The 18,508-nt window shown below is 62.4% G+C and carries 11 protein-coding genes and 1 tRNA gene; 1 reads left to right on the top strand and 11 read right to left on the bottom strand.

Annotated elements, in window-relative coordinates; all coding sequences use genetic code 11:
- The 4 genes from HBF24_RS00530 to pilV all read right to left on the bottom strand — a co-directional run bounded on the left by HBF24_RS00530 (position 1) and on the right by pilV (position 8,209).
- Positions 1-5,760: a PilC/PilY family type IV pilus protein gene (locus HBF24_RS00530; RefSeq protein ID WP_167167351.1), complete on the bottom strand. Its 5,760-nt coding sequence runs from the start codon at positions 5,758-5,760 to the stop codon at positions 1-3.
- A 72-nt stretch (positions 5,761-5,832) separates the two neighbouring features.
- Positions 5,833-6,525, bottom strand: coding sequence for a PilX N-terminal domain-containing pilus assembly protein (locus tag HBF24_RS00525; RefSeq protein WP_167167348.1), 693 nt, complete (start codon positions 6,523-6,525; stop codon positions 5,833-5,835).
- A 5-nt stretch (positions 6,526-6,530) separates the two neighbouring features.
- Positions 6,531-7,667, bottom strand: a complete 1,137-nt coding sequence (locus HBF24_RS00520) for a PilW family protein (protein WP_167167345.1) — start codon at positions 7,665-7,667, stop codon at positions 6,531-6,533.
- A gap of 14 nt (positions 7,668-7,681) precedes the next feature.
- Positions 7,682-8,209 (bottom strand): type IV pilus modification protein PilV, encoded by a 528-nt coding sequence (gene pilV / locus HBF24_RS00515; protein ID WP_167167342.1) that lies wholly within the window; start codon positions 8,207-8,209, stop codon positions 7,682-7,684.
- A 187-nt stretch (positions 8,210-8,396) separates the two neighbouring features.
- Between pilV and HBF24_RS00510 the strand changes: the two genes are divergently transcribed.
- Positions 8,397-10,400, top strand: coding sequence for a KUP/HAK/KT family potassium transporter (locus HBF24_RS00510; protein ID WP_206064107.1), 2,004 nt, complete (start codon positions 8,397-8,399; stop codon positions 10,398-10,400).
- A 99-nt stretch (positions 10,401-10,499) separates the two neighbouring features.
- On the opposite strand, the gene HBF24_RS00505 is transcribed toward HBF24_RS00510, so the two are convergent.
- The 7 genes from HBF24_RS00505 to murJ form a co-directional block, all read right to left on the bottom strand.
- Positions 10,500-10,712: a CsbD family protein gene (locus HBF24_RS00505; protein WP_343162675.1), complete on the bottom strand. Its 213-nt coding sequence runs from the start codon at positions 10,710-10,712 to the stop codon at positions 10,500-10,502.
- Between the two features lie 258 nt (positions 10,713-10,970).
- A tRNA-Thr gene (locus tag HBF24_RS00500) sits at positions 10,971-11,046 on the bottom strand.
- A 46-nt stretch (positions 11,047-11,092) separates the two neighbouring features.
- Complete coding sequence (ispH, locus tag HBF24_RS00495; protein WP_167167339.1) at positions 11,093-12,046, bottom strand: 4-hydroxy-3-methylbut-2-enyl diphosphate reductase; 954 nt, start codon at positions 12,044-12,046, stop codon at positions 11,093-11,095.
- Positions 12,047-12,231: 185 nt separating this feature from the next.
- Entirely contained in the window at positions 12,232-12,726 is a 495-nt protein-coding gene (gene lspA, locus HBF24_RS00490) for a signal peptidase II (protein ID WP_167167336.1), read from the bottom strand.
- Between the two features lie 68 nt (positions 12,727-12,794).
- Complete coding sequence (gene ileS, locus HBF24_RS00485) at positions 12,795-15,653, bottom strand: isoleucine--tRNA ligase (protein WP_167167332.1); 2,859 nt, start codon at positions 15,651-15,653, stop codon at positions 12,795-12,797.
- 202 nt (positions 15,654-15,855) lie between these two features.
- Entirely contained in the window at positions 15,856-16,800 is a 945-nt protein-coding gene (locus HBF24_RS00480; RefSeq protein ID WP_167167329.1) for a bifunctional riboflavin kinase/FAD synthetase, read from the bottom strand.
- Positions 16,801-16,851: 51 nt separating this feature from the next.
- Positions 16,852-18,459 carry a murein biosynthesis integral membrane protein MurJ gene (murJ, locus tag HBF24_RS00475; protein WP_167167326.1) on the bottom strand — a complete coding sequence of 536 codons (1,608 nt, stop codon included), beginning with the start codon at positions 18,457-18,459 and terminating at the stop codon, positions 16,852-16,854.
- Positions 18,460-18,508: the final 49 nt, after the last annotated feature.

Here is an 18,508-nt window from a genome sequence, read left to right as displayed (position 1 = left end):
TCACTGATCCAGAGGCTGACGCCATGACACCTCACCACTGGTCACGCTCTTGAGTGTGGTGATGTCCTTGCAGATGATGGCACCGGTCGAAGTCTGCACGCAGGCACGCAACGACTTGTCCTTGCCTGCTCCCGATGTCACCACCAGGCTGGGAGACGAAGGCAAGCCCGCGCCCAGGCTGGTGGAACGATTAACCTCGTTCTTGCCGTTTTTGCTGGTGGTGCCGAAATAGGCCAGCGATGGATCGGCGGTACCGGTCTTGTAGTTCTGACCATACAAGCGGGCGCTGCCCACATCGGTGCATGCATCGGTACCGGGCATGAACGTGGTGGTCAAGAGAATGCCACCCAGCAGGGTCTGGCTGGATACCACACGCTCGGAGGGAATTTTGCCCTGCGATGTATCCTCGCTGCCATCCGCCTTCAGGGGATAGTTCTGCAAGTCAAGATACCAGCCCAGCTTGTCCGCCGTGTTGTAACTGTCTGTCAGGGCCTGGTAGGTGTTGTCACTGCCGGCTCCGGATACCGAGCCATCGTCGTAGACGCTGACGTCGGTGACATCGGCAAGGTCGCTCATCGACAGTGGCAGCGCGGCGTACTGGGCATCGGTGTTCTTCAACAGCGAGGTATCCATCACGCCGAAGATGAACTGGTCGTGGGTGTCGGACAAATCCGCCTTGGTAAAGGCGCGCCCCGTGCCATCGAAAATCATCGGCTTGCCCCGATCGTTGAGACCCACCGTGACATGCGCCACCACCGGGCGATCAAGGTCACTGGTAACTTCCTGCGCCGTCCACTGACTGGGATCGTCCACGGGCACCTTGTCACCGATGAAACTGACCTTGAACAGGTTGCCACCGAAAGCGTTGGCTGACCCGTTGTCCTTCACCGAGCCGAAATACACCCCCTCCGACAGTCCATCCAGGTCGAAGTCCACCGCCAGCAGGTCACCGGCGAAGCTGTCGCTGCCTGCGTGGTTGGAGCCGACATCGGCAAAATTGAAGGTCCGCACGGGATCGGTCTTGTTGTCGGCCAGCTCCGCGATGTCGTAGGCACGGATCGTCATATCCTGACTGGATACCGCGCGGCCACCTTCGGTGCCGGTTCCGCCATTGTCGGTGGTTCCAGAACCTGTGAACAGGTAGAAGTCCGTCGGATCGCCATCATGCGTATCCAGGAACGTGGCCTGCGCCGGCACGGAGCTGGTATAGGTGGCCACCACGTTCTTCAACTGCGCACAGGTCACACTCAACGTTCGGGTTACCGTCGAGCTGCTGATGCATTGGTCGTCGCTGTCAGTGGTCAGCTTGGTATTGGTCAGCTCCGCCAGGAGTGTCGGCGCCTTCTCGGGATTGGTGATGTCCAGCACCGCATAGGCCGAGAAGGTGTTGTAGAAGCTGTACTTCTCGTACTCGCTGTTGGGGAGCAGTGGCGTGGCAATCGGGCCGCCGCCAAAACGGAACGGCGCGATCAGTATCGTGCCCCAGCCACCGGGGTGATCGGCGTCACCCTGGAACACCTTCACGTCCTGTGCGATCGGCGAACCATCGACGTAGAAGTTGTGTTCGTAATCTGGATTGGCCATCCAGCGCAGATGCGCCAACAGGTTGCCCGGTACATAGGCCCAGAGTTCTGCCCCCAGCGCACGCTTGGTATAGCTGGTGTCGATGCTGCCGTCCACCTTGTTGGGCTGCAATTGCAGCTTGCTCAGGCTGGCATTGTAGAAACCGCCATTGAACGCATGCAGCATGCCGTCGTTGGCGCCGACGTAGATTACTTGGCGCCGGCTGCGATACTGCTTGCGAAACACGCCGTAGCTGGCGTCGTTGTAAAGCAGGTCATAAGCCTCGGCCGGGGTTCCCACCACCACCGGTGTGGAATCGACGATATCTCCCAAGCGCATCACCTTGCCGTCCAGCGCGCGCGAACGCCAGAGCGCCGAGGGCGTGCCATCGGACTGCGTGATCTGCGTACCACGCACCCAGTTGATCAGATTCTGGGCACCCGCGGTGCTGTCGGTATTGAGCAGATGGTAGGCATAGGCATCAGCGGCGCCATTTACGCTAAGCGTGGTGTTGAAGCTGTTCCAGGTGAATGGCACCTGTTCGCCGGGGTCCACCTTGCCGTCAAGGTTCTTGTCCAGCCAGGTAAAGATGTAACGCTTGCGCGAGGCGTCATCCAGCGTGGCATAGCCTGTGGTGTAGCTACGCTGGTCAGTGGTGTCCATGCCCTTCTCATCCAGACCGGACGCAGCCGACCACACCGGTTGTAGCTGGCTCAACGCGATTTCGGTCTTGGTCGCCTGAGTCTTGTCGAAAAGCCTGACCGGTGTGCCGTCGGAGTTGGCCGGCATGGTGTACACATTGACCTTGGTGCGGCCGGAGGTGTCGTCATGGAAGAACTCGATGACCGGATCGGTGTGATAGTCGTCGAGCTGATTGTTGTGGTTGGCATCCTCACGCAGGTAACCGTACGAGTCGGTCCACAGCGCGTTGAGATCGCCCGTCCACTTCACCGTCTGGCCACCATCGGTGCTTTGCTGCTCGGACTGGTACAGCGCCTGATAAGTCAAGCCAGCGCCATCGGCACTGTTGGCCACCACCGCCGCCGATGTACCCGAGCCCGAACGCGAGAGAATGTCGTTGAACACCGCCGACAACCGCTGACCCAGCTGCGCCGGATTGCGTACCGGGAAGAAATTGTCGGGGACGCCATCGCTGCCGGCGGCACCGGTATTGTTGTTGACCGAATCCCAGTTGGAAGTCGTACAGCTGGGCGTGGTGGTTGAATCACACGGCTGATCGATCGGCTGACCGCTCGTATCGCGCTCATGATCGAAGCCACCATACTTGGCCGCGTAATACAGTGGGTTCTGTAGCTGCTTCGCGGCCGGGGTACCGGTATTCAGATGGAACTCCAGCACCTGCGGCTTCTCCCAGCTGCTGGGCGGTTCGTTGGAACTGCTCAGCACGCTGCCATTCTGGTTGCCGGGACGCAACGCGATGCGCTTGACGCCATCGTTGTCCGAACCGCTGACCGCGTAACCGGTGAGCATGGCGTTGCCGGCATAAGCCGACAGCGTCTCGATTCGTATCAATACGGTGTCACTGCCCACATCGGGCTTGCCATCACTGCCGCAGACACTGGAGTCGGAGCGCCAGCAGATGTCATAGCCGGAATACGTGTTGTTGGGCGTGATCGTGTAGGAGCGTGCCTGATCGTTGAAATCGTTACCTACATAGGGAGTATTGCCGGTAAATGTCTTGCTCTCACCCGTCTGGTTCTCCCCCTTGTAAAGGGTCACCGAGTATCCCGAGGGTATTTTCAGCGACGAGATCTGGTCACGGAAAGCATCATTGGAGGGGAAGTTGTGCGGTGTCGTACCGGTGCTTGGGCACCAGTTTCTACCGCCATAATTGCTGTCATAGTAGAAACAGACGTTGCCGCTCGAAACAGGCATGGGCAGCGCGGTCGAACGCTTGCAGGTGTCGCCGACGCAGTAGGTGATCATGTTGACCACGTCCTGGTCATGATCGTTGCCCCATAGCGAGTCTTCCCAGACCAGCGAGAAACTGCCCGCTACATAGTTACCGGACGCATCGGTCTGCAGATTTCGCCCGTACACGTAATTGGAGTCCAGTCGCGACGTCTTGGGTCCCACCCCGACCGCGCCCAGATAGCAGCTGCGCCAGCCGCCACTGTCGGCGGTGGCTGAGCCATCATTATTGGACTGGCACAGCGGCGCCAGGGTCACATCACCGCCGCTTACCGGAATCTGGAATTTGGGCAGGTTTTCCGCCAGCGCCACGGTATAGGTGGTCACCGTGTTCTTGTACGTCTCACAATTCTGGCCGTTCTGGTCGCATGCCTTGGGACGGTTCTTGCCTCCCTGGGTCAGCAAGCCTGGACGCATATCCATGGTGTGCGCGTCATAGGCGAGCCCCGCCATCAGGTAGCTGCCTTCCATGGAGGGAATATCCGGGCAGATGCCACGGACCAGACTCAGGTCCGTCACCTCCTTGGAGGTACACAGATCTTCGTAGGTATTGACCGGATTGCCGACGTCCAGCTCACTCTGGGAAGACACCACGCGGCCAACAAGGTAATTACCGCTGATGCCTTCGTCCTGCCCCACGGTCTTGGTGGCGGCGGCAGCGTCGATGCTGCTCAGGTCGTTGTGAAATGAAGGAATTTCGTCACTGTCGAAGGAATTGAGCCCCGTCGACAACACAATGATGCTGCATGCCGCGCAATACGGATTGCCGCCCTTATCGGGGCTGCGATACGGATCCTTCCAGGCCGGCGTAGATAAACCCAATTCCGCATCACCATTATTGCCATTATTGCCATTATTGGAATGGTTGAACGCAGGGTCAGGACCGGTCTGGTCATTGGCGATGTAACGCAGCGCCTCGGCATACATCTCCGTCAGCGGATTGCCCCAGGCCCGGCACTGGTAGGAATTGGCCCCTTGCTTGCCCGGATCATCCAGATGCTTGTTGCTGGAGTTGTTGCTGGTGCGGCGATTGAGGATGCCGTAGGTATTGCAATCTTTCCAACGACTGACGAAATCCCATTGCGTCAGCTGGATACGGTTGAGCGTATTGATGATGCCTTCATCGCCCGCGCCTTCGTTGCAGAACGTACCATCAGTCAGGTCGATCTCGTCGCCGGTGGTGCAGCCATCCTCAGGCGGCCCATTACCAGCGATCTTGCCGATATTACGGCGCAGCACACCACCGCTTCGCGGTTCTGAGAAGCTGCCCGTCAACAACCCGAAGCGCATCTGGCCACTTTCGCCATAACGCTGCAGCAGACCCACCGGCTTGTAGTCGACATGGTCGCCGTTACCATACTTTTGGCAAAAGCTCTCGCGGTAGTCGCTCTTGGCATCGCAGACCTGGACACGGACGGTGTATTCCTTCGATCCCAGCCCATTATCGGTCTCGCTCGGGACATCGTTGTAGCTGCCATCATTGCCGCCGCTGGCTGCCGACTTCCAGTCGCATTGGCGAACGGCCGTCGATGCCCATTCCGACCAGTTGCCCCGAGCGACGCGAAGTTCGGGGGGATCGTTGGTTCGGTCCGATCCTTCAGACACGTTGCAGAATGAGACCGGATTGTCCTTGTCGTAGGAAAACGGGGTGTAATCGGCTACGTCGCTGCCACTGTAGACTTTGGCCCAGGCGTGCAGATCACTGGGGATATTGGCGCGCTCAAGTACCGTTTTGTTCGGTGTATCACCCGTACCATCAGCATCATGACGATAACCGCCATACAGGACATAACGCACCATGTCCATGCGACTCATCGCTACCCAGTTCAGGAAGTTTCCGCTCCACTCATTGCTGCACGCATGCTGGTTGGTGCCTCCCGCATTGTTGTCGGCCTTGAACTGGCCGCCGGCGTAGCTGTAGCAAAGATGCGGGTCGAAATATCCGGAGTAGCTGAAGCTGTCGTTGTAAGTGGTATCGATCTTGCCGTCGCCGTCCAGATCGGTGAAGTCGCTGTAGGCCTTGATGAAAAGCTGTTCGTCACGCGACATCACCAGCATCACCAGCGGCGGCACGGCACCGACGTTGAGCACAGGAAATGCCGTGTAATCGGATGCCTGGGCAATTTTCCCCTGACTGTTAAGTGCGATGGTGTTACCCGCCGGAGCGGCCTCGGTGGCGGCCCGGGCCATCGCCGGCATGCCGGCGACGGTGGTGGCCAATAGCCACAGGCCGGCCATCTTCAGGGAAAATCCTGCAATGCGCATGGTCATAGTCCTCGCCGCTCGCGGCGTATCCCATTGACGCAACCATCGCCAACGGGTCGTCTTGCGTATGAATCAGTTGTGGATCACCTGGCGATACTGCGCCATGGTTACAGCGCGACCATTGCCAGCGTGACCCACACTCAGAATTTCGAAATACATGGAGCCACCGCTGGATGCCGCGCCCACACCGCCACCCCGATAGCCGGTGGACTGCGCGCCCCCCGCGCCTTCGGCCAACACGGCCCCATCAGGGCGAATCCATATATCGGCAGATCCGCCGCTGCTGCAGCTGGTATCGCCCGAACTGCACAACGACAGCGTCATGTCCGGAGCGCTCTTCATCCAGGTCTCGGGATGGTAGGGATCCTCCCCCGTCTGAAAGACAATCTCGTACAGATTGACCGGCGCCCCTCCCACCTTGCGCAAGCCACCGCCGGCCTGCGCCAACATCGAGCTGCCCACCGGGAACGAGAAGTCACTGGACGGCTCGGAACCATTGAAGTCCGAATCGGCAGGCCAGCCACGGTTGAACACATTCTCGTTGAATAACGCCACCGGCACGCTGCGCAGGGTTTCCGACACTTCGAAGGCGCGCTCATGTGAGGCGACATTGTTGACCATGTTCATCTCCATCAAGGTGCCTCGCATGGCAATGATGGCCACCAGCGACAGCACCACCAGGAAGATGAGACCGACAAACAGCGCAATGCCACGCTCGGAGGCGCGAATGGATGCGTTCATGGGGGATGACAGGATGCGTTTCATGGATATCACCCTCGCGTACGATTACGCACCTGGACCACCTGGCTAAGCTGGTTGCGCGCGTATTGCTGCGGGCGAGCCAGAGCACTCAGGCTGAAGCCGGTGCAATCGGTGGTATTGGACAGGGTGACCGAACCGTCGGCGGCGACCGCATAGCTGCAGCCGGGGCTAAGGTCAAAGGTGCCGCTGTGGGGTACGGAAATATCGCGCTGCGCACCGCGCGCGACCATGGCAAGGCGCACCGAAATCACCTTGCTCCAGTCGCCCACACTGGTGGCACTGACATATTTGGCCGCGTAGATGGAGCCGTCCGCGCTTTGCTGCTCCAGTCCGTAACTGAACTGCAGTTGTTCGATGCCTTCCACCACGGGATCGGTTACCAGCGAGCCATCGGACTTGAAGCGGATGCGCTTGAGGGTGGGCTGCGGGTCACCGTCGTCGGAACTGGCGGTGCAGTGCGCCGTTGCGCCGGGATCGTCACAGGGAGAGAGGTAATACACCTCGACGTGATACGGATACACGAACTGGATGGGACGCGCCGCTACCGAAGCCGAGGAAGCCAGCGCGTTGCTGCTGAGCACGGACAGATCGGGCACGCTACTGGCGCTGGCGAACAGCGCGCCTACACCGTTGGAGGAAGCAATCAGCGATACCGGACTGCCATCGGCGGCAATGCTGGCCGCGGCTGTTGGGGCCATCTCCTGAGTGCCGGCATAGCGCACCACGATCACGTCGGAACCTTTCACATAATCGGTATCGTCGACACAACCCGATCCCAGCGGGAACTCGCTGCCACCGTCGTATCCATACACAGCCCCACCACCGCTAGTGCCCGGATTGACCGCTACCGACCAGGCGGCCGAGCAGTCGCCGCCCTTGGAGGTCACCGCCGAGGCCGCCGCCGACGTGTTGGCAATGCTCACACCCTTGGCACTGCCCCAGAAACCGGCCATACGGATGGACCAGCCCAGGCGATCACTGGCAAAGCGAAGGTTCTGCTGTACGAAATTGGTGTCTTCCTGCAGGTGGTAGGCCTTGCGATTGGAAATCATCACCTGGATCAGACCGGCCACCACGATCAGCCCCAGAATCATGGCGATCATCAGCTCGATGATGGAAAAGCCGCGCTGGCGTTGCTTTGTCATGCGACGTCCCATGGTCATGGCAAGTAGATGAAGCCGTAGCTGACGTCACCCGTATCGGACGTCTTGAGCTTGCTGCCCGACCAGCTGGCGGTGATGCGGTAGGCCCCCAGAGAGGCATCCCAGGTCACCGCGCCCACGGCGCCCTGGGTGGGACCTGGCGTGGCTGCGCGCAGGCGATCAAGCCAGCGCGCCAGGTCACACTTGGCCACGTCGTCGGCATTGTTCAACGCCACATCGCAGGCATTGGCCGTGTTGAGGTCCGCCAGGGTGTAGTTGTCGGTGCAGTAGACACACACACCGGTACTGGCACCGGAGTTGGAAATGGGTTCGCGCGCGGCCGCCGGATTGGCGCGCATGGCATCGGCCAGGCTGCGCACCTGCACGATGGCCTGCGTGCGCGAGCCGGCATCCTTGGTGAACTGCAACCCCTTGGCCTGCATCAGCGCCAACCCCATGATACCGACGCTGAATACGACGATGGCCACCAGCACCTCGATCAGCGACACGCCACGCATGGCGTGCGGCAAGGCAACGCGGCTCATATCCCCATGATCCCCTGAATATTACTGTGCAGTACAAGCATAGCGGTCCGACGCGCAGGTACCACGTTTTTCCGACGAAGGGCGCGGATGGTCCGACAAGCGGTATATCGGGGATCGCCACCGGGGTCACCAACCTGAACAGTCAGCAGGGCGTTCACCAGGCGACGACCCGCGATATGAGAGCGTGGTGAAGTATTCACTTGTAGGTGGCCTCGCCGCTGCCGACCGCAACCGCAAGGATATTTCCGTGGCCGGACCCCGCGAAGAAGCCCAGAAGCGCCGACACCTGTTGTTCAAGGGCGGCCCGCCGGAACAGGAGTCACCGAGAGGACTGGGCGCACGCGCCGCGCTGGGGCTCGCCGTACTGGGCATCGTCTACGGTGATATTGGTACCAGCCCGATCTATGCGCTGCGCCAGGCCTTCATCGGCACGACTGGCGTGGCGGTGACCGCCGGCACGGTGCTGGGCGTGCTGTCACTGGTGTTCTGGACGCTGGTGATCATCATTTCGCTCAAGTACATGACCTTTGTGCTGCAGGCCGACAACCAGGGCGAAGGCGGCATATTTGCCCTGATTGCGCTGCTGCGTCCCTGGCGACATCTCGAGCGGCGCCGACGCCTGCTGTTGATCCTGTTTGGGTTGCTGGGTGCCTCGTTGCTGTATGGCGGCGTCATCATCACCCCGGCCATCTCCATCCTGAGCGCGGTGGAAGGTTTGCAGGTGGCCACACCGGGCCTGGAACGCTATGTGGTGCCCACCACCATCGCCATCCTGGTGGCGTTGTTCGCGTTCCAGTCGCGCGGCACTGCCCGTGTCGGCATCGTGTTCGGCCCGGTGATGCTGCTGTGGTTCCTGGCCATGGCGGTGCTGGGTGCCGAATCGATCGTTGATACCCCTCGCGTGCTGGCCGCGCTGAACCCGTACTGGGCGTTCCATTTCTTCCAGTGGAACGCCTGGATCGCGTTTCTTGTGATGTATGCGGTGTTTCTTGTCAGCACCGGCGGCGAAGCACTGTACGCCGACCTTGGACACTTTGGGCGCAAGCCGATTCGATGGGTCTGGTTCGGCTTCGTGCTGCCGGCGCTGCTACTCAACTACTTCGGCCAGGGCGCGCTGTTGCTGCGTGAGCCGGGCATCAAGCAACCGTTCTATCATCTGGCGCCGCAGTGGCTGCTTTACCCGCTGGTCGGGCTGGCCACCCTTGCCACCATCATTGCCTCGCAGGCGGCCATCACCGGCGCGTTTTCGCTGACCCGTCAGGCCATCCAGCTGGGCATGATGCCGCGCCTTCGCGTCACTCAAACCTCGCACGAGGTGCGTGGACAGATCTACATCGCGGCGGTCAACTGGGCATTGATGGCCGCCACCATCGCCGTGGTGCTGATGTTTCAGAGCTCCAGTGCGCTGGCGGCCGCCTATGGTGCCGCGGTCAACGGCACCATGATCGTGACGACGGTGCTGGCCTTCGTGGTGGCGCGCGAGATTGGTCGCTGGAAGCGCCCGACGGCCCTGCTGTTCCTGGTCTTCTTCCTGAGCGTGGACCTGCTGTTCTTCGCCACCAATGCGATGAAAATCCCTGACGGCGGCTGGTTCCCCATTGTCATCGGCTTGGTGTTCTTCCTGATGATGTCCACCTGGCGTCGCGGTGGCCAATGCCTGACCGAGGAACGCCCGCACAGCACGCAGCCCCTGGAGGAACTGATCCAGCAGGTGGACAAGGAAGACATCGCACGTGTGCCTGGCGCCGCGGTGTTCCTTAGCGCACACGTGGAGGATTCACCGCGCACCCTGCCCTATCACGTCTGGCGCAACCGCGCGCTGCAAAAGCAGGTGATCGTGCTCACCGTGCTGATCGAAGACGTGGCGCGCATCGCACCCGACGAGCGCATCGAGTTCGAGGAACTGGAGCACGGCTTCATGCGGGTGATTCTCCACTACGGCTATATGCAGGGCGTCAACGTGCCCTCGGACCTGGCGATCTGCAAAAAACAGGGCATGGACCTGGACCTGGACGAGGTCACCTACTACACGGGCAACCTGACCGTGGTGCCATCCAGCCAGCAGCGCTGCATGTGGAAGTGGCGTGGCCACCTGCTCAGCTTCCTGATGCGCAACGCCGCCAGCCCGTCCGACTACTACCAGCTGCCGGTCGCCCAGACGGTGATTCTGGGCGTACCGGTACGCCTGTAACGCCGTTAATCAGTGCCAGCCATCCATCGAAAAAAGAAGCCGCTCAAGTGAGCGGCTTCCCGGCGTGACACGCGCCAAGCACGGCAGATCGATCACCGCTTAGCGGTGCTTGTCGACCTCGTGGCGCGCCTTGTCGGCCGCCTTGCCGGCAGCCTTTTCCATTTTGCCGGCATGCTTTTCCACCTTGCCGGCTGCCTCACGCCCCTTGTCACCGGTCACTTTGCCAAACGCCTCTTTCGCGACGCCTTTGACCTCATGTTTCGTGCCTTCGGTTTGAGTACCCATGACGGGCCTCCAGAGAATTTGCGTCACCGCTCATGCGGCAGATCCGGTTATACGCGGCGTTTTCCCTAGCCAGGGTGAACGGAAAAAGTGTCAGTCACCCTCGGTTTAGCCACCCTTCTCGAAGGCACCCGCCAGGCATGACTCATCACGGTGTCACGCATGCGCAAACGCGATTGCCTCAGCCGATAAAGCCACGCCAGGCGAAAGATGCCGGTTTTTTTTAACGGAGCTTTTTATGGATTGACACAAAAAAAGGGCCTGCATCGCTGCAAGCCCTTGAAATATTGGTGCCGTTGAAGGGAGTCGAACCCCCGACCTACTGATTACGAATCAGTTGCTCTACCAACTGAGCTACAACGGCAAAGAAGCGAGATTCTAGCGGTCGGCGCTTGGGCTGACAAGCCCGCTCAGGTGCTCACCTGCACCGGAATACGCAGGCCCTTGGGCAAGGCGAAGGTGATGGTCTCGCGCTCGCCGTCCATATCGACCGCCTCGCCACCGCCCCAGGCCTTGAGCTGATCGATGACACCGGCCACCAGGGTCTCCGGTGCCGAGGCGCCAGCGGTCACGCCGACGCGCTTGGCATCGGCCACCCACGCACGCTCGATGTGTTCAGCGCCGTCGATGAGATAGGCCGGCACACCGCTTTTTTCGGCCAGCTCGCGCAGGCGGTTGGAGTTGGAACTGTTGACCGAACCGACCACCAGCACCACGTCCACCTGGCCGGCCAGCTGGCGCACGGCGTCCTGGCGGTTCTGTGTGGCGTAGCAGATGTCGTCCTTGCGCGGCCCTTCGATGGACGGGAACTTGGCGCGCAGCGCGTCGATCACGGCCTTGGTGTCGTCCACCGACAGCGTGGTCTGGGTCACGTAGGACAACGCGTCCGGATCGCGTGGCTCCAGCTTGGCCACGCACTCGGGCGATTCGACCAGATACACCTCGCCGTTGAAGCTGTCGCGCCACTGTCCCATGGTGCCTTCCACTTCCGGGTGGCCGGCGTGGCCAATCAGCACCACATCGCGCCCACCGCGCCCCAGGCGCGCCACTTCCATATGCACCTTGGTGACCAATGGGCAGGTGGCATCGAACACGTTCAGCGAGCGCCGGTCGGCCTCTTCGCGCACTTCGCGCGAAACGCCGTGCGCGCTGAAGATGACGGTGGAATCGTCCGGCACCTCGTCCAATTCCTCGACGAAGACGGCGCCCTCGCGCTTGAGCTTGTCGACCACAAAGCGGTTGTGCACCACCTCGTGGCGCACATAGATGGGCGCGCCGAACGCCTCCAGCGCGCGCTCGACAATGGCGATGGCACGATCGACACCGGCACAGAAGCCGCGCGGGTTGGCAAGCAGGATATCCATAGTGTGACTCGTAAACCTTGTCCCTCCCCGTCTTAAGGGGAGATGGCGGGGTAACGCATAGACCGGAGCGATCAAGGCCACCGGGCGCACGAAAGCGGCGAAACCCGATGTCCAATGACGCCAGCCTCGGCTACAACGTGGCGCCGCCGGCGGCCAAGCTCAAGCCGTGGAGGCCCGGCGCATTATCACACGCCGTTCTTGGGCTTGGCGCCAAACAGGCTGAACACCACCAGCGCCACCGCGCCCACGCAAATGGCCGAATCGGCCACGTTGAAGGCCGGCCAGGCGTAGTCGCCAATGTAGACCAGAATGAAATCGGTGACCCGACCGGCATGCAGGCGGTCGATCAGGTTGCCCAGCGCGCCGCCCACCACCAACGCCAGCGGCACCGCCGTGCGCCAGTCGCGCCGCGGCGTGCGTGACAGCCACACCGCCAGCACCGCGCTCACGCCCAGCGCCAGCGCGACAAAAAACCAGCGCTGCCAGCCCGAGCCATCGGCCAGGAAGCTGAAAGCCGCACCGGTATTGAAGGCCAGCGTGCCGTAAAGCACGTGCGGGATGAAGGCGTGAACCTCGCCCGGCTGCATCACGCTCAGCACCCAGGCCTTGCTGGCCTGGTCGGCCACGATCACCGCCACGGCCAGCCACAGCCAAACCAGCGCATTGGGTTTCACACTCATCAAGGTTCAACCTGCAAAGGAAGGATCACGGGCCGACCCGACTTTGAGGTCGGCCCTGGAGGAAGCGCTCAGAACCAGTGACGCTGTTCGCCGTCGCCTTCGATGTTATCGATGCAGCGACCGCAAAGTTCCGGATGCGCCGCATGCGTGCCAACGTCGCCGCGCTGGTGCCAGCAGCGCACGCACTTGGTGTGCTCGCTGGGCTTGGCGCTGATCCAGACCTGGGCACCTTCGAGGCCCTCCACCGCCACGGCATCGGCCGGACGTTCGGCAGCATCGGCCAGATGCAGGGCCGAGGTGATGAAGTAAAAGCGCAGTTCTTCGCCCGTGCTCGCGTAGCGCTCGCGGGTGGCGGTATCGGCGTAGACGGTGACTTCGGCCTGCAAGGCGGCACCAATGGTGCCTTCCTTGCGCATGGCTTCCAGCACGCGCGCGGCGCTGTCGCGAATGGTTTCCAGATCGGCCCAGAAAGCGCGAGCCTCGGCGCCGTTCTGCGTGGCCTGCAAGCGGTCGTACCAGGTTTCGAACAGCACCGATTCGCCACGCTCACCGGGCATGTGCTGCCAGATTTCCTCGGCGGTGAAGCTCAATACCGGTGCCAACCAGCGCACCAGCGCTTCGAGAATGTGATACATCGCCGTCTGCGCACTGCGCCGGCCGACGCTGTCGGTGGGCATGGTGTACAGGCGATCCTTGGTCACATCCAGGTACAGCTTGCCCATCTCGTTGGTGCAGAAATTCTGCACCCGCTGCACGATCTCAGGCAGGTCGTAGCGCGCATAGGCGGCGGTGACCGCCTGCTGCACTTCGGCGGCGCGGCTGACCGCCCACTGGTCCAGCGCAATGCAATCGGCCATCGGCACCATATGCCGGGTCGGATCGAAGCCGTCCAGATTGCCCAGCAGGAAGCGCGCGGTGTTGCGGATGCGGCGGTAGGTATCGGCCACGCGCTTCAAGATTTCGTCCGACAGCGACATCTCGTGGCGGTAATCGGTGGACGCCACCCACAGGCGCAGGATATCCGCGCCCATGCGCTTCATGATGTCCTGCGGCTCGATGCCGTTGCCCAGCGACTTGGACATCTTGCGGCCGTTGGCATCCACGCTGAAGCCGTGCGTCAGCAGCGCCTTGTAGGGCGGACGGCCATCGAGCATGGAGGCGGTCAGCAGCGAGGAATGGAACCAGCCGCGATGCTGGTCCGAGCCTTCCAGATACAGGTCGGCTGGGAAGCCCAGCAGGTCCTTGTGCGAGCCGCGCAGCACGTGCCAGTGCGTGGTGCCCGAATCGAACCACACATCCAGCGTGTCGCGGTTCTTTTCGTAACTGTCGGCCTCGTCACCGAGCAGCTCGCGCGGGTCCAGATCCAGCCAGATCTCGATGCCACCTTGCTCCACGCGTTCGGCCACCTGTTCCAGCAGCTCGGGCGTGCGCGGATGCAGCTCGCCGGTTTCCTTGTGCACAAAGAACGCCATCGGCACACCCCACTGGCGCTGACGCGACAGCGTCCAGTCCGGGCGCTCGGCGATCATGCTGCGCAGGCGCTGCTTGCCCCAGGCCGGATAGAACTGCGTGGCCTCGATGCCTTCCAGCGCGGTTTCGCGCAGCGTCTTGCCGCCGTCGGCCGGCGTCGTATCCATGCCGGCAAACCACTGCGAGGTGGCGCGGTAGATGATCGGCGTCTTGTGGCGCCAGCAATGCATGTAGCTGTGCGTGTACTTGTTGCTGTGCAGCAGCGAGCCGGCCTGCTCCAGCGCCTCGACGATCTTCGGGTTGGCCTTCCACAGGAACATGCCGCCAAACAGCGGCAGCGTGGAGGCGTAATGCCCATCGCCCATCACCGGCGCGATGAAGTCGGCATCGGTCATGCCGTGCGCCTTGCACGAAAGGAAGTCGTCCACGCCATAGGCCGGCGCCGAGTGCACCACGCCGGTACCGGTATCCAGCGTCACGTAGTCGGCCATGAATACCGGCGTGGTGCGCTGATAGCCGGCATCGGCGCTGTAGAGCGGGTGGCGGAAACGCAGCTCGCCCAGCGCCTGGCCCTTGGTGGTGGCGATCACCACGCCTTCCAGACCATAGGTTTCCAGGCAGGTATTGACCCGCTCGGCCGCCAGGATCAGCAAGCCACGCGCGGTATCGACCAGCGCGTAGTCGATTTCCGGGTGCACGTTGAGTGCCTGGTTGGACGGAATGGTCCAGGGCGTGGTGGTCCAGATCACGATCTGGCCGTGATCCTTGGGCAGCACCTCCAGGCCAAAGGCCTTGGCCACGGCGGCGGGGTCGTCAAAGCCGAAACCGACGTCGATGGCGATGTCGGTCTTGTCCTCGTACTCGACCTCGGCCTCGGCCAGCGCCGAGCCGCAATCAAAGCACCAGTTCACCGGCTTCAAGCCACGGTAGATGTAGCCCTTGCGCAGCAGTTGGGCCAGCGCGCGCAGCTCGCCGGCCTCGTTGGCGTGATCCATGGTCAGGTACGGGCGATCCCACTCGCCCAGCACGCCCAGGCGCTTGAAGTCGCCCTTCTGCTTTTCGACCTGCTCGGCGGCATAGGCACGGGCCTTGGCCATCACCTCGCCCGCCGGCAAGCCCTTGCCGAACTGTCGCTCGATCTGGATCTCGATCGGCATGCCGTGGCAATCCCAGCCTGGCACATACGGCGCGTGGAAGCCGGCCAGCAGCTTGGATTTGACGATCACGTCCTTGAGGATCTTGTTGATCGCATGCCCCAGATGGATGGCGCCGTTGGCGTATGGCGGGCCATCGTGCAGCACGAACAGCGGACGATCCTTGGTGCGCTCCTGAATCTGCGCATAGCGCCCCACCCGCTCCCACTCGGCCAGCCAGTCCGGCTCGCGCTTGGGCAGGTTGCCACGCATCGGAAAATCGGTCTGCGGCAGATTGATGGTGTGCTTGTAGTCCGTGGTCATGGTCTTCCAGGGCCCATACATAAGGCCGCCCGGCTGATCTTTTTTGATCACCGGACGGCGCGTGAAAACATGTGTTGTTACGCAGGCGCCACGCGCACCAGGCAGGCGTGGACGAATGCGTCAATTCTAGGCAATTGCAGCGCGCATGCCATGCCTGGCCGGCATAAGCGTGCACCGCTGCATGCGCACAAGGACGTACATGCTAACCCGAGACGGCCTCATCCAGCGCCTGCCGGGCCTGCTGGGCGTCGATATCCATCTGCGCCTTGAGCGCGTCCAGGCCATCGAACTTCAGCTCGTCGCGCAGCTTTTCCACAAAGCGCACGCGAATGTGGCGCCCATACAGATTGCCGTCAAAGTCGAACAGGTGCGATTCCAGCAGCGGTTCGGAGACGGCGTTGACCGTGGGCCGCCAGCCCAGGCTGGCCACACCCGGCAGCTGTTGCCGACCGCCGTCGATATCCACGCGCACGGCAAAAATGCCCTGCACCGGACTGACGCGCCGACCCAGCCGCACATTGGCGGTGGGATAGCCCAGCGTGCGCCCCAACTGCTCGCCACGCACCACCCGGCCGGACATGGAAAAATCACGCCCCAGCAGCTCGGCGGCGCCGTCGAAATCACTCGATACCAGGCGCTCGCGGATCGCCGACGAGGATACCCGCTGTCCAGCCGCGGCCACCGCATCCATGGCGCAGGCCGCAAAACCCAGCTCCTGGCCCATGCGCTCAAGCAGGGCGAAATCACCGGCGCGCTTGTGGCCGAAGCGGAAATCCTCGCCCACCCAGACCTCGCGCACCGCCATGCGCTCAACCAGCACCTGACGCACGAAGTCCTCGGCACTCATCGCCGTCAACGCACGGTTGAAACGCAGCAGCAGCACGCGTTCCAGGCCGGCATGGGCCAGCCCCTGAATCTTCTCGCGCACCGACGCCAGCCGTGGCAACGGCTCGGGCGAAAAAAACGCCCGCGGCAAGGGCTCGAAACTGATCGCTACCGGCGCTGCACCCAGCATTTGCGCACGCGAACGCACCTGCGCCAGCAATGCCTGATGGCCCAGATGCAATCCGTCGAAGGCACCCACGGCCACCACGCTGCCGGCCGGCGCCAGACACGGGCCCGCGACATCCCGGTAAACCTTGGTCATCGGGCAAGTATAGCCGCTGGCCGTGGGCAGACAATGAAAGCGCACACGCGCCTACACCCCGCGCAGCTCGCGCAGACGAAAGCCCAACGCAAACAACGTCCCCAGGTAGGCCGCGCCACCGGCTCCGATCAATACCAGCAGATGCACGATGCGCACCCAGGTGCCACGCGCGGTGAAGTGCGGCCACAATTCACGCCCGGCCACCAGCACCACCAAGAGCACCACGCAGGCCACCAGCAGGCGCAGGCCAAAACGCGCCCAGCCCGGCTGCAACTGGAAAATGCCCTGCCGGCGCAAGGCGCGCCATAGCTGGGCCAGGTTGAGATAGCTGGCCAGTGCGCTGGCCATGGCCAGCGCCATGTGCAAACCCGGCACCTTCGACAGCGCCTGCAGCCAGCCGTCGTCCATGTCCGCCGGGGTGTGCCACAGCGAAAATAGGATCGCCAGAAACACCACATTGAAGACCATGTTGGCGATCATCGCCACCACGCCGGCGCGGACCGGCGTGCGCGTGTCCTGGCGCGAATAGAACGCCGGCGCCAGCACCTTGATCAGGGCGAAAGCCGGCAATCCGAAGCCCAATGCCGACAGCGACATCGACGCCATGCGCACGTCAAAGGCATTGAACTGACCGTGCTGGAACAAGGTGGACAGCATCGGCCGGGCCAGGATGATCAGGCCAATGGCCGCCGGCACCGCGATCAACAGCGCCGTGCGCAGCCCCCAGTCCAGCGCGCGGGCAAAGCCTTCGCGATCGGTGGTCACGTGGTGACGCGACAGCGAAGGCAGAATCACCGTACCCATGGCCACACCAAACAGACCCAGCGGGAACTCCAGCAGGCGATCGCTCTGCGCCAGCCAGGTCTGCGAACCGGCGATCAGGAATGAGGCAATCAGCGTATCCAGCAGCAGGTTGACCTGCGCAATCGACGAGCCGAACAGGGTCGGCACCATCAGGCGCAAAATCCGGCGCACTTCCGGGTGTCGCCAGCCCCAGCGCGGAATCGCCAGCAGGTCCAGCCGGCGCAGCGTCGGCAGCTGCAGCGCCAGCTGCAGCACACCGGCGGCCAGAATGGCCCAGGCCAGTCCCATGATCGGCACGTCCAGGTGCGGCGCCAGCCACAACGCGCCCGAGATCATGCACAGATTGAGAATCACCGGCGTGATCGCCGGCAACGCGAACTTGTGAAAGCTGTTGAGCACGCCACCGGCCAGCGCCGTCAGCGACACAAACAGCAGGAACGGGAACGTCACGCGCAGCATGTGCGCGGTCAACTCGAACTTGTGCGGGTCGTCCACCGAGCCTGGCGCGAACGCGCTGGTCACCCATGGCGCGCCCCAGATGCCCAGCGCGGTGACCACCAGCAACACCCCACCCAGGGTGCCGGCGGTGCGCGCGATCAGCGACTTCAGCGCGGCGTGGCTCTGCTTTTCCTTGACCTCGGTCAGCACCGGCACAAAGGCCAGCGAAAACGAGCCCTCGGCAAACAGCCGGCGCAGGAAATTGGGGATGCGAAAGGCCACCCAGAACGCATCGGTCGCCGCATTGGCGCCGAAGGTGCTGGCGATCACCATCTCGCGCACCAGCCCCAGAATGCGCGAGATAAAGGTCATCGCGCTGAAGGACATCATCGAGCGAAGCAGGCTGGGCGCCTTCATGCACAAGCCTCCGCGCCTCGCGCCCGCGGGCACATGCGGAAATGTTCGC

Source organism: Oleiagrimonas sp. C23AA, from assembly GCF_011759385.1.
Lineage (GTDB): Bacteria > Pseudomonadota > Gammaproteobacteria > Xanthomonadales > Rhodanobacteraceae > Oleiagrimonas.
This window is presented reverse-complemented; position numbering and strand designations above follow the sequence as displayed.